This window comes from Kitasatospora sp. NPDC059648 (assembly GCF_042734825.1).
Lineage (GTDB): Bacteria > Actinomycetota > Actinomycetes > Streptomycetales > Streptomycetaceae > Kitasatospora.
Window position 1 is genome coordinate 67656 of the sequence record NZ_JBHWDU010000013.1, and the last position, 12418, is coordinate 80073.

12 protein-coding genes are annotated in these 12418 nt (G+C 73.9%); 7 read left to right on the forward strand and 5 right to left on the reverse strand.

Features of this window, described 5'->3' with window-relative positions:
- Positions 1-588 precede the first annotated feature (588 nt).
- A complete protein-coding gene (locus ACFV1W_RS11175) occupies positions 589-1932 on the forward strand; it encodes a multicopper oxidase family protein (protein WP_380415235.1) in 1344 nt (447 codons plus the stop codon).
- Between the two features lie 171 nt (positions 1933-2103).
- On the opposite strand, the gene ACFV1W_RS11180 is transcribed toward ACFV1W_RS11175, so the two are convergent.
- Positions 2104-3054, reverse strand: coding sequence for a pseudouridine synthase (locus tag ACFV1W_RS11180; RefSeq protein ID WP_380415236.1), 951 nt, complete (start codon positions 3052-3054; stop codon positions 2104-2106).
- Positions 3055-3161: 107 nt separating this feature from the next.
- Here ACFV1W_RS11180 and ACFV1W_RS11185 point away from each other — a divergent pair, with 107 nt between their 5' ends.
- Positions 3162-4253 carry a PP2C family protein-serine/threonine phosphatase gene (locus ACFV1W_RS11185; RefSeq protein WP_380415238.1) on the forward strand — a complete coding sequence of 364 codons (1092 nt, stop codon included), beginning with the start codon at positions 3162-3164 and terminating at the stop codon, positions 4251-4253.
- A 133-nt stretch (positions 4254-4386) separates the two neighbouring features.
- Entirely contained in the window at positions 4387-4776 is a 390-nt protein-coding gene (locus ACFV1W_RS11190; RefSeq protein ID WP_380415240.1) for a DUF3224 domain-containing protein, read from the forward strand.
- Positions 4777-4803: 27 nt separating this feature from the next.
- Here ACFV1W_RS11190 and ACFV1W_RS11195 read toward each other — a convergent pair whose 3' ends face one another.
- Positions 4804-5568, reverse strand: coding sequence for a poly-gamma-glutamate hydrolase family protein (locus ACFV1W_RS11195; protein WP_380415242.1), 765 nt, complete (start codon positions 5566-5568; stop codon positions 4804-4806).
- Between the two features lie 211 nt (positions 5569-5779).
- On the opposite strand from ACFV1W_RS11195, the gene ACFV1W_RS11200 reads away from it, so the two are divergent.
- Positions 5780-6670, forward strand: a complete 891-nt coding sequence (locus tag ACFV1W_RS11200) for a DUF5995 family protein (protein ID WP_380415244.1) — start codon at positions 5780-5782, stop codon at positions 6668-6670.
- Here ACFV1W_RS11200 and ACFV1W_RS11205 read toward each other — a convergent pair.
- The gene (locus ACFV1W_RS11205; RefSeq protein ID WP_380415246.1) at positions 6631-8070 is read right to left on the reverse strand and encodes a GuaB1 family IMP dehydrogenase-related protein; all 1440 of its coding nucleotides are present in this window, start codon (positions 8068-8070) and stop codon (positions 6631-6633) included. The genes ACFV1W_RS11200 and ACFV1W_RS11205 overlap by 40 nt on opposite strands.
- Before the next feature lie 326 nt (positions 8071-8396).
- Here ACFV1W_RS11205 and ACFV1W_RS11210 point away from each other — a divergent pair, with 326 nt between their 5' ends.
- A complete protein-coding gene (locus ACFV1W_RS11210; protein ID WP_380415341.1) occupies positions 8397-9881 on the forward strand; it encodes an SDR family NAD(P)-dependent oxidoreductase in 1485 nt (494 codons plus the stop codon).
- Between the two features lie 24 nt (positions 9882-9905).
- Positions 9906-10358: an NUDIX hydrolase gene (locus tag ACFV1W_RS11215; protein ID WP_380415247.1), complete on the forward strand. Its 453-nt coding sequence runs from the start codon at positions 9906-9908 to the stop codon at positions 10356-10358.
- A gap of 44 nt (positions 10359-10402) precedes the next feature.
- On the opposite strand, the gene ACFV1W_RS11220 is transcribed toward ACFV1W_RS11215, so the two are convergent.
- Positions 10403-10528 carry a hypothetical protein gene (locus ACFV1W_RS11220; RefSeq protein ID WP_380415248.1) on the reverse strand — a complete coding sequence of 42 codons (126 nt, stop codon included), beginning with the start codon at positions 10526-10528 and terminating at the stop codon, positions 10403-10405.
- Positions 10529-10959: 431 nt separating this feature from the next.
- Between ACFV1W_RS11220 and ACFV1W_RS11225 the strand changes: the two genes are divergently transcribed.
- A complete protein-coding gene (locus ACFV1W_RS11225; RefSeq protein WP_380415250.1) occupies positions 10960-11616 on the forward strand; it encodes a hypothetical protein in 657 nt (218 codons plus the stop codon).
- 92 nt (positions 11617-11708) lie between these two features.
- Here the strand turns inward: ACFV1W_RS11225 and ACFV1W_RS11230 are convergent, their stop codons facing one another.
- Entirely contained in the window at positions 11709-12386 is a 678-nt protein-coding gene (locus ACFV1W_RS11230; RefSeq protein WP_380415251.1) for a YoaK family protein, read from the reverse strand.
- Between the last annotated feature and the right edge of the window lie 32 nt (positions 12387-12418).

Sequence of the window (12418 nt, forward strand, 5' to 3'; positions counted from 1 at the left end):
CGACTCCCCCCCCCCTCCGCCCCCACGTGTGGTTTTCCCCTCCCACCCCGATTTTGCCCCCCCTGTTGTGGCCCACGACGCGCGGCCGGACGCCGGCAGCGCGCGCCAGGCGCTCGCCGCCGCACGAAGTGGCCGCCGGACGTCCCGGGAACGCCGGCCGCCCTGGGGATGCCGGAGTCCCGAGCAGATGCGGCCGCGATGCAGAGCGCGCGAAGCCCGCTGATACTGAGCCAGCGGGGCGGTTACCAAGCGCGGCGCGATCCGCACGGTCAGTCACCGCCAGGTCCGCGCCCGGTCATGTGCGCGGCAGCCGCTGCGGGGCGGCCGGCACCCAAGGCCGGCGACCATCTGCCCGGCGGCACATCGACCGCCGGGTCCCGGACAGAGAGACCCAGGATGCTGAACCGACGAGACCTCCTCAGGGCCGCCACCATAGGCGGCCCGGTGGCCCTCCTCCCATGGGGGCTCATCCCAGGACTGGCCCAGAGCGCGCCAGCCGCACTGCCGACCGCTCATGCCGGCTCGAGGCGCAGGGGGCGGGCCGCCGCCCGGATCGTCCCCTTCGCGCACGCCATGCAGGTGCCCCCGGTGCTGAGTCCGGTGTCGCGGACGGACTCCTCGGACCTGTACCGGCTCCGGATGGCCGAGACCGAGGTGGAGATCGTCAAGGGGCTGCTGACCACCGTCCGGGCCTACGGTGGCTGCTTCCCGGGTCCGACCATCCGGGCGGTCAAGGGCCGGGAGGTGGTGGTCCAGCAGACCAACGACCTGAGCGTGCACACCTCCGTCCACCTGCACGGCGGCCACGTCCGGTCGCAGTACGACGGCCTGCCGATGGCTTTCGTCGAGCCCGGCGAGACCCGCGAGTACCGCTACCCCAACGACCAGGTGGCCGCCTCGCTCTGGTACCACGACCACGCGCACGGGCTGGAGGCCGAGAACGTCTACCGCGGCCTGGCCGGCGCCTACCTGCTCAGCGACCCGCACGAGAGCGGCCTGCCGCTGCCGAGCGGCGAGTTCGACATACCGCTGCTGATCCGGGACGCCCGGATCGAGACGGACGGCAGGCTGGTCTACACCGACCCGTACGAGTGCCCGCACATGCTGGTCAACGGCAAGGAGCGGCCCTACTTCGAGGTGGCGGCGCGCAAGTACCGGCTGCGGGTCTTCAACGTCTCGCCCAACCGCCACATATCGCTGCGCTTCGCCGACGGCGAGCCGTTCACCCAGATAGCCTCCGACGGCGGGCTGCTCGCCGGCCCGGTGAAGTTGAACGAGCTGACCCTGGCCGGCGCGGAACGCGCCGAGATCGTGGTCGACTTCGCCCGCTACCCGGTCGGCGAATCGGTGGTGCTGGAGAACACGGCCGCGTTGGAGACCGAGCGGCCCGAGGTTCTGCGCTTCGACATCACCCGGACGGCCGAGGACCGTAGCCGGATACCGGACGTCCTGGCCACCCTGCCGCCGATCCCGAAGGAGGCGGTGCACCGGGAGTTCTGGCTGACGACCTTCCCCGACACCAGGATCAACGGGCGCAAGTACGACCCGGACCGGACCGACGTGCGGACCACCGTCGGCACCAGCGAGATCTGGACGATCCACAACCACCCCAACCACCGGCCGGCCGGGGTCTTCCACGCCCCCCACTCCTTCCACACCCACCTGGTGCGGTTCCGCGTTCTGGACCGTGACGGGGAGCCGGTCGGCCCGGCCGAGGCAGGGCTCAAGGACACCGTCGCGATCCATCCGGGCGAGACCGTCCGGATCGCCATGACCTGGGGCGACTACCCGGGCGAGTACGTCTATCACTGCCACCACCTGGTGCACTCCTCGCACGGCCAGATGGGCCGGATCGACGTGCTGCCCTCGGCACCGGAAGACCGCGCCGACGAGTCGGGCGAGGCCTTCGCCGGCTCGTCCTCGTCCTCGTAGTGCGGGGCGGGGGGCAGCGCTGCCTTCACGCCCCCGCGGTCGCGCCGCGGGGTCGGGCGGCGGGATCGAGCGGCGGACCGGCCACCGGCCGGGGCCCCGCCGTTCGCCGAACCTGGACTCCGTCTTCGAACTGCCCTCGTCCGCCCCGAGGCGGGAGTTCGAAGACGGACCCTAGGACGCGCCGAGGGCCCAGCCCTCGGGGTCGGTCCAGGCGGCCAGGGTGCGGCGGCTCTCGAAGCGGCGCTCGCGGCCGGTCAGCGGGTCGGTGAACTCGACGACGGAGGAGAGCAGTTGGAGCGGCCGGCGGAAGTCGTCCGGGGCCGGTTCGGGCAGCACCACCGGGTAGACCGGGTCGCCGAGGATCGGCACGCCGAGCCCGCACATGTGCAGCCGTAGCTGGTGGGTGCGTCCGCTGAGCGGGCGGAGACGGTAACGGGCGAGGCCGTCGCGGTGGTCGAGCAAGTCGATCCCGCTCTCGCTGTTCGGCGGGGCGTCGACCTCCCGGGCGGCGATCACGCCCCGTTCCTTGACGATGTGGCTGCGGACGGTGCGGGGCAGGCTCAGCGCCGGGTCGTAGGGCGCGACCGCCTGGTACTCCTTGCGGACCAGCCGGTCGCGGAAGAGGATCTGGTAGGCGCCACGGTCCTCCGGCCGGACCACGAACATGGCCAGGCCGGCGGTGAGCCGGTCGAGCCGGTGGGCGGGGCTGAGCGCGGGCAGGTCCAGGGTGTGCCGCAGCCGGGACAGCGCCGTCTCGACGACGTGCCTGCCGCGCGGGGTGGTGGCCAGGAAGTGCGGCTTGTCGACGACGACCAGGTGCTCGTCCCGGTGCAGCACCTCCAGCTCGAACGGGACGCGGACCTCGTCCGGCAGGTCCCGGTGGAACCACAGGTGCGCGCCGGGCCGGAAAGGCGCGTCGGGTGCGACCGGCCCGTCCTCGCCGACGATCTCCCGCCCGTGCAACGCGGCGTCGATCCGCTCGGCCGCCACGGTGGGCAGCCGCTCGACCAGGTGGGCGCGAACGGTCGGCCAGGGGCCCTCGGCCGGGAGCCGCAGGTGCACCGGGTCCACGCCGTTGCGCTGCAGGAGGGGGGAGGCCGGGCGGCGGCTCTTGCGTCTCATCTCGCGGCCCAGCCTAGTCGGGCACGCCCGGCCGTCTTCGTCCGAGGTGCCGCCTGCGGGGGCGCGGACCAGAGTGGACCTCAGGCCCGCTCAGCCCTGGAGGACGCGTGACCGCCGACGACGGCCCGGCCGCTGTGCCCCCGCTGCACCTGCCGCGACGCACCCGGCTGCTCCTGTACGGCGCCTTCGCGCTGCTGGCCGGCGCCATCGTGGCCGATCTGGCGACCGGCCCCGGCACGACGCTCTCCCCCGTCCTCGCGGTGGCGCCGGTGCTGGCCGGAGCGACCACCCGGACGGCCCGGTTGCCGCTGATCGCCGGGGGGATCGCCATCCTCGCGGTCGGGCTGCTGGAGTCCACCAACACCGATCTGCCGACCGGGGTGCACGTCACCGCGCTGATCACGGTGCTCGCCGCGACGTTGGCCAGCGCCGCCAACGTCTTCCTGGTGGCGGCCCGGGAACGGGAGCTGTTCCGGGTCCGAACGGTGGCCGAGGCGGCGCAGCGGGCCCTGCTGCGCCCGCCGCCGGAGCGGATCGGGCAGCTGCGGGTGGCCGTGCGGTACGTCGCGGCGGCGGCCGAGGCACGGATCGGCGGGGACCTGTACGCCGTCGTCGAGACCCCCTTCGGCGTGCGGATCCTGCTCGGCGACGTGCAGGGGCACGGGCTGCCGGCGGTGGAGACGGCGGCGGACGTGCTGGGCGTGTTCCGGGAGGCGGCGCGGACCGAGCCCGACCTCACCCGACTGGCGGAGCGGCTGGACGCGGCGCTCACCGCACGGTCGGAGGACGGGCGGTTCACCACCGCGCTGCTGCTGGACGTGGCGCCTGACCGGGGGGCGGTGACGACCGTGAACTGCGGCCACCCCCACCCGCTGCTGCGCCGCGGGGACAGGGTGAGCGATCTGGAGCCGCCCTTCCCGGCACCGCCGCTGGGCCTGCTCGGGCTGGCCGGCGGCGGCTATCCGGCGGGCCGCTTCGAGCCGCGGCTCGGCGACCTGCTGCTCCTGCACACTGACGGCGTGTCCGAGGCCCGGGACGCCGAGGGCCGGTTCTACCCGCTGGCGGAGCGGCTGCCCGGCCTGCCTGCGGGGAGCCCGGAGGACCTGCTGGACGCCCTGCTCGCGGACGTCCGCGGCTGGGTCGGAGAGGCCGGGCTGGCCGACGACGCGGCACTGCTGGCGCTGCTCTGGGACCACTGAGGCCCCCGCGCCGGCAGCGCACGACGGCCGAGGCTGGATCGTCAGTGCCGTGTGCGAGGCTTCACGCACGGTCGACGGATGCCGACGGTGCGTGCCGGCCGTGCGTACGGACGGACCGACGAGGGGAACTGTCATGGGTGCGGTGGCGAGCGGATCGTTCGAGCTGACGGCGTTCGAGCCGGTGGAGACGGAGGAGCGCGAGGGCGCCGCCTTCGCGCGGGTCAGCATCGCCAAGACCTTCACCGGCGGGCTGAGCGGGCGCAGCGAGGTGCGGATGCTGTCCGTCGGCGACGCGTCGGGCGGGCCCGCCTCGTACGTCGCGGTGGAGCACGTGACGGGTGAACTGGACGGGCGGGCCGGGTCGTTCGTGCTCCAGCACGCGGCCTGGGACACCACCGGGGTGACGATACGCGTGGTGCCGGGCACGGGGGCGGGCGAGCTGGCCGGGATCACCGGCGAGTTCCGGCTGGCCGTCGACGAGTCCGGCGCCCACACCTACGTGCTGGAGTACGAGCTGGGCTGACGTCCGCCGCGGCGGGCGGCCGGTGGCTCACGGCACCGGCTGGGTCGCCTCCAGACGCTGGATGGCCGTCCGGACGGCCGTCGTGAAGCTCCAGAACAGCGGGAGCGTGCTGGCCCCCGCGTCGGCCCGGGTGTGCCTGCCCGGGGTGAACATCGCGGTCCGCAGTTCGGCGGTCAGCTCCAGCTGGGCGCCCATGCGGAGCAGGCTGCGGTTGCAGATGTTCTCCGGGTCGGTGCCGGCGAACTCCTCCCCGCCGGAGACGTTCACGGCCCGGATGCCCGCCGCGGCGAACTCCTCCATCAGGTACTGGCGGAGGCCGGAGTTCAGGCCGCCGACCAGCACCGCCCGGGCACCGGCCTCCAGTCCGGCCGTGGCGGTGGTGCAGCCGTGCAGCGACAGCACGTTGAGGCTGTCGGAGCACATCGCGCGGACCACGGTGTCGTCGCAGTGGTTCGAGGTGACGTGCAGCGCGCGGTTGTCGGAGGAGCGCAGGCCCTCGAACATCCAGTAGTCGTACACCGGCCCGGCGGCCGGCGTCGGGGTGAGGTCGGCGGGGTGGTGGCCCGCGACGGCCAGGCACAGTTCTGAGGTGCCGCTCTCGATGCCGCCGCCGTGCGGGGCGATGACGGTGGTGCGGACGGAGGCCGTAGGGCTCCGGGGGCTCCGGTCGTCGACCGGCTGCCGGCGGTGGCGGCGGCCGTAGTCCACGCCCTCGACCAGGGCCGGGTCGGCGTAGAGGGCCGTGTTGGAGGGGTGGAGGTCGGCGGCGATCAGGGTACGGCGGTTGATCACGATCGGAACCATGGCAGGAGGTGGGGACGTACGGGACAGGGAGACGAGGAGCCGAAGCGACGGCGAGGCCACGACCGGGTGCGCGCCCTGCGGAGCGGCGTCGGCCTGATCGTGTGACACCGGCTCGACGGACGCGCGCCGCGCCGACAGGCACATCTCCACGCTGCCACGATGATGCGATCAGTGCACGATCAGCCTCGGAGGGTGGCGCATGCCCGGTACAGCAACGGCCCGAACGGCAACGGCCCGGACGGTGACGGCCCGGACACCGATGACGGTCGAGGAGGTGGTCGACCGGCTGCGGGAGATCGCGGCCGCCCTGCCCCTCGCGGACGGGGTGGCGGTCTTCAACCGGCTCTACCTCACCGTCACCGAGGCGGTCCGCGACCGGCTCGCGGGCGGGTGCTTCGCCGACCCGCCGGCGATGGCCGAGCTCGACACCGTGTTCGCCGGACGGTACCTGCTGGCCGTGGCCGCCGACGCGGCCGGGCAGGAGCCGCCCGCCTGCTGGCGGCCGCTGTTCGCGCTGCGCGCCCACCCGGGCGTGCACCCGCTGCAGTTCGCGCTGGCCGGGATGAGCGCCCACATCCAGCACGACCTGCCGCTGGCGGTGGTGGACCTCTGCCGTCGCCGGGGCTGCGAGCCCGCCGACGTCGAACGGGACTACCACCGGATCAACGGCGTGCTCGCCGAGGTGGAGTCGGTCGTCCGGGAGCAGCTGCTGCCCGGGCCCGAGCTGCTGGACCGCGCCGAGCCGCTGACCCACCTGCTGGGAACCTGGTCGGTCGAGGCCGCCCGGGAGGGCGCCTGGTCCGCCGTCCTGGCGCTCTGGGAGCTGCGCGGGCTCCCGGTCGCCGCCCGGGCCTTCACTGCGGCACTGGACGGCTCGGTCGGTCTGCTCGGCCACGCCCTGCTGCTGCCGTTGGTGCCGTACGAGCACTGCGACGGGAGCGCCGGGCAGGACGGGCAGCGCGGACGGAGCGACGACGCCCCCGACACGGCCGCGGCCGCCGGGCTCCCCGAAGCGAGGAACCGGGCGGCCGCCGGGACGGGCGCGGGCGATCAGGCCCAGCTGGAGTGCAGCGGCTTGCCCTCGGCGTAGCCCGCCGCGCTCTGGATGCCCACGATCGCCTTCTCGTGGAACTCCTCCAGGGTGTTGGCGCCCGCGTACGTGCAGGAGCTGCGCACACCGGCCACGATCGAGTCGATCAGGTCCTCCACGCCCGGGCGGGCCGGGTCGAGGAACATCCGGGAGTGCGAGATGCCCTCCTCGAACAGGGCCTTGCGGGCCCGGTCGTACGAGGAGTCCTGGGCGGTACGGTTGCTCACGGCGCGGGCCGAGGCCATGCCGAAGCTCTCCTTGTACTGGCGGCCGTCGGCGGTGGTCTGCAGGTCGCCCGGGGACTCGTACGTCCCGGCGAACCAGGAGCCGATCATCACGTTGGAGGCGCCGGCGGCCAGCGCCATGGCGACGTCGCGCGGGTGGCGCACGCCGCCGTCGGCCCAGACGTGCTTGCCGAGCCGGCGGGCCTCGGCGGCGCACTCCAGGACGGCGGAGAACTGGGGGCGGCCGACGCCGGTCATCATCCGGGTGGTGCACATGGCGCCCGGGCCGACACCGACCTTGAGGATGTCGGCGCCCGCCTCGACCAGGTCGCGGACACCGGCGGCGGAGACCACGTTGCCGGCCACGATCGGGACCTGCGGGTCCAGGCCGCGCACCGCGCGCAGCGCGCTGATCATGCTCTCCTGGTGGCCGTGCGCGGTGTCGACGACCAGCACGTCCGCGCCGGCCTCGATCAGCGCCTTGGCCTTGCCCGCGACGTCGCCGTTGATGCCGACGGTGGCGGCGATCCGCAGCTTGCCGTTCGCGTCCACGGCCGGGGTGTACAGGGTGGCGCGCAGCGCGCCCTTGCGGGTGAGGATGCCGACCAGCTTGCCGTCGCGGTCGACGACCGGGGCGAGCTTGCGGTGGGCCTCGGTGAGCTTGTCGAAGGCCGCGCGCGGGTCGATGTCCTCGTCCAGCACCAGCAGGTCGCGGGACATGATGTCGGCGAGGCCGGTGAAGCGGTCGACGCCCTGGCAGTCGGACTCGGTGACCACACCGACCGGCTTGCCGTCCTCGACCACCACGAGGGCGCCGTGGGCGCGCTTGTGCAGCAGCGAGAGCGCCTCGGCGACGGTGGCGCCGGGGGTCAGGGTGATGGCGGTGTCGACCACCAGGTGGCGCTGCTTGACCCAGGAGATGACGTCGGCGATGACCTCGGTCGGGATGTCCTGCGGGATGGCGACCAGACCGCCGCGGCGGGCGACGGTCTCGGCCATCCGGCGGCCGGCGATGGCGGTCATGTTGGCGACGACCAGCGGGATGGTGGTGCCGGTGCCGTCGTTCGAGGAGAGGTCGACGCCCTGCCGGGAGCCCACGGCGGAACGGCTCGGGACCATGAAGACGTCGTCGTACGTCAGGTCGTACGAGGGCTTGAGGTCGTTCAGGAAACGCATGAATGGGCTCTCTGGCTGGGAGAAATTACACCTCGGGTGCGGGTGCGGCAGGGCCGCCGGGGCGCACTCGGGCGCCCTGCACCCAGCATTCGATTCTCCGTGAGGGCGGGGTCAAAAGCCAGTTCGACGAGCATTGCTGGGGGTGTGCACAAACCATGATCAGTGCTCCGCGCGTAGACATGGACGATCCTCCAAGCCCCTGTCCCTGCCCCACCTCCCGCCCTCCCCACGTCGGCCTTTCGCCCGGGCCCGGGCCGCTCCCGTAGCATTCACGCGGTAACGGCGAGGCGAGTGGGAAAGCGGCAGCGGGCGTGAGCATCGAGCAGATGGACATCGAGCAGGGTCTAGGCGAGGAGGAGATCGACTACGGTCCCGGCCTCGACCCCGAGCGGCTGCGGCTCTGCCTGGAGGTGCTCGCGGAGCTCGACGGGCTGCACGTCGACCACCCGGACGCGATCACCGTCCGCAAGGCCGTCGGCGGCATATTCCGGACCCTCAAGCAGCGCCGCCGCCAGGAGACCCGGGCCCGCAAGACGGCCAACGACCGGGCGGTCACCGCCCGCACCGCCACCGGCGCCCCGTCCCGGATCGACGACGAGACGGCCGGCGCCTTCGGCCTCACCACCGTCACCACCACCGAGATCGCCGGCATCCTGGAGCGGCCGCGCTCCTGCTACATCTGCAAGACCCGCTACGTCGAGGTCGACGCCTTCTACCACAACCTGTGCCAGAGGTGCGCCGCCCTGAACCGGTCCCGCCGGGACGCCCGGGCCGACCTCACCGGCAAGCGCGCGCTGCTGACCGGCGGCCGGGCCAAGATCGGGATGTACATCGCGCTGATGCTGCTGCGCGACGGCGCCCACACCACCATCACCACCCGGTTCCCCAACGACGCGATCCGCCGCTTCAAGGCGATGCCGGACAGCGCCGAGTGGATCCACCGCCTCAAGATCGTCGGCATCGACCTGCGCGACCCGGCCCAGGTGATGGCCTTGGCGGACGAGGTCGCCGCAGACGGCCCGCTGGACATTCTGATCAACAACGCCGCGCAGACCGTCCGCCGCCCGCCGGAGTCCTACCGCGAGCTGGTCAACGCCGAGTCCGCACCGCTGCCGGCCGGCGAGCTGCCGCAGGCCACCACGATCGGCCGCTTCAACAGCGGCAGCGTCGACCTGCCCGCGCTCCCCCACCAGACGAGCGGCGGCGAGCAGCGGCTGGCCGCCGAGGACGTCACCTCGCTCGCCCTGGTCACCGGCTCCGCCACCCCGGCCCGGATCGAGGCCGGCACCGCGATCGACGCCGGCGGCCTGGTGCCCGACCTCGCGCCCACCAACAGCTGGGTGCAGACCGTGAGCGAGGTCGGCCCGGTCGAGCTGCTGGAGGTCCAACTCTGCAACTCCACCGCGCCGTTCATCCTGATCAGCCGGCTGCGCCCGGCGATGGCGGCCTCCGCGTCGCGCCGCAAGTACGTTGTCAACGTCTCCGCGATGGAGGGCGTGTTCCAGCGCGGCTACAAGGGCGCCGGCCACCCCCACACCAACATGGCCAAGGCCGCGCTCAACATGCTGACCCGCACCAGCGCGCAGGAGATGTTCGAGTCCGACGGCATCCTGATGACCGCCGTTGACACCGGCTGGATCACCGACGAGCGGCCACACCCGGACAAGATGCGCCTGGCCGACGAGGGCTTCCACGCCCCGCTCGACCTGGTCGACGGCGCGGCCCGGGTGTACGACCCGATCGTGCGCGGTGAGGCGGGCGAGGACCTCTACGGCTGCTTCCTCAAGGACTACGAGCGCGGCAACTGGTGACCACCCGAAGGAGATGACGGCGAAGTGACCACCGCACCGATGCTCGGCGCAGGGATCATCGTGCCCACCGGGGACGGCCGGGTGCTGATCGGCCGCCGCACCACGGCCGGCGAGCCGCCGACCTGGAGCCTTCCCGGCGGCAAGGTCGACCGGGGCGAGTCCTTCGAGCGGACCGCGGCCCGTGAACTCGCCGAGGAGACCGGGATCGTGCTGCCCGCCGAGGCGATGCGGGTGCTCGCCGTGCACCTGGACCACGAGCTCGGTCGGCCCCGGCTGACCGCCGCCGTGCTGGCGCCGCCGAGTCTGGCCGAGGCGGTGGCCACCGAGCCGCACGCCTGCGCCGGCTGGGAGCGCTTCCCGGTGGACGCCCTGCCGGAGCCGATGTTCTACCCGTCCGCGCTGGTCCTCGGCAGCTGGCTGCCGGGGCTGGACGGCGTGCGGCGGGAGGGGACGCACGGCTACCCCGTCGCCCGCTGATCCACGGGCGACGGGGCGACGGGCGGCCGACTCCCGGTAGGGGCTCAGCCGTTGCGGGCCGACTCCGGCCCGGTGATCCGCCCCGGCAGCGGCGGGGTCGAGGCGATGATCCCGAGCGAGGCGGCCAGCCCGAAGCCGACCGGTCCGTAGTACGTCAGGTCCGGCGACACCAGGTCGTGTCGTATCCCATCTGCGCCTTGAGGAACATCGCCGCCGCGGCGAAGCCCGTCCCGATCGCGAGCGCCGACACCGCCAGCAGCGGCGACGCGCTCTCCAGTCCGACCACCCTGCGTAGCACGCTGACCCGGTGAGGCGTCAACTCGCGGCGAGGGGCGGGCAGGAGGCGGCCGCACGACCGCCCCCTGCTCCGCACCACCGGCCGGAACCCCCACGGTCCGGCCGGGCCGATGCCGCGCCCAGGCACGGGGGCGCCGCCGGACCCAGCCTGCCCGGCCGGCGGGCGGCTGCCGAGGGCCGAACGTCCCGGGTGACCGGGTCCGGCGGTGCTACGAACGCGCACCACTCTTGTGCGAGGGGGCGATCGGGTGGAAATTGGGTGACGAAACCCCGTACGCGCTCGCGTCCTTGAGGAGACATCAGCGTGTCCAGCCCACCCCGCCCGGCCAGGCCCGCGTCGCTCCCGCGGCGAACCGGTCGCCGGCTGCGGCGGGCCTTCGGTGCCCGGCACGAACCGTTGGCCCGCCCCGTCGACCGGTCCCGCGCCCGCGCCTGGCTGCTCGCCGTCCTCGGCGGCTTCCTCGCCACCGCCCTCGCCGTCTGCGGCGCGCTGCTGCTCTACCGCGCCACCGCGCCGCAGGCCGACACCGACCGCGCCCGGCTGCACCAGGTCGACGCCGTGGTGACGGCGGCCGCCGAACACGGTGTCGCCACCGGCAGCCGCTTCTCCGCCGGCTACGGCAGCCGGGTGGACGCCGAGGCCTCCTGGACCTACCCCGGGACCACCCCGCACACCGGCATCGTCCAGGCCCCGCGATCGGCCACCACCGGGACCGTCGTCCCCATCTGGGTCGACCCCGCCGGAAACGCCAGCGCTCCCCCGGTCGAGCGCGCCGCCCTCGCCGTCTCCGCCGCCTGCACCGGCGCCGGTGCGCTCCTCACCCTGCTCGCCGTCCTCGCCTTCGCCCTGCGGCTGCGGCTGAACGTGCTCGACCGCCGCGCCGAGGCCGAGTGGACCGCCGGCTGGGCCCGCCTGGAACCGCTCTGGAGCGGCCGTGCCGGGAACCGCCTGGAGGACTGACGCCCCGGGGCAGGCCCGAGGGCCTGGCTTCGGATTCCCGCCTGCGGGGCGGCGCGCCCTCCGGGCGGACGAGGGGAGTGGGAGGACAGGCCCTAGCGGCGCCGCGTCCAGGCCGGGGCCGGGTTCGGCCCGGCAGCGTGGTGGGTGAGAGCGGCGACGGCGACCAGCAGGGCGAAGGCCAGGGCCAGGGCGGCGGGGACGGAGGCACGGAGGACGAGGACGGCACCCAGGAGGGCGCCGGCGAACATCCAGAACGCCGAAGCCAGGCGGCGGGAGCCGGTGAGGTCCGCGGCCAGGGCGGTGATGGTCATGGTGAGCACGGTGGTGGTGAGGTCGGGGACCTTGAGCGAGCGGACCACCGCGTTCTGCCCGCCCATGGCGAGGGCGAGCAGCCCGATCAGGGTGTAGCGGGCCGTCTCGGAGCTGTGGCCGACCGCGGCCGCCAGGAGGAAACTCACGGCGACGAACACCGACTGGACGGCGACGGCGACGGTCAGCAGGCGCCCGCGGTGGCCGGGCAGGTGCCGGGAGAGGTGGCCGCCGGCCAGGGCGCCGAGCAGGAAGGCGGCGAGGGCGGCCAGCGAGGCGGTGGCGGACAGGCCGGGGGCGCCGGCCAGGGCGAAGCCGAGGAACACCACGTTGCCGGTCATGTTGGCGACGAAGACGTGCCCGAGCGTCAGGTAGCTGACCGCGTCCACCACTCCGGTGACCACGGTCAGCACCAGCAGCATCGGCACCAGCGGCCCGTGCTCGGGGTCGACTTTCGGCATCGGGCCTCCCGGAGGGTTCGTGTGACGGTCTT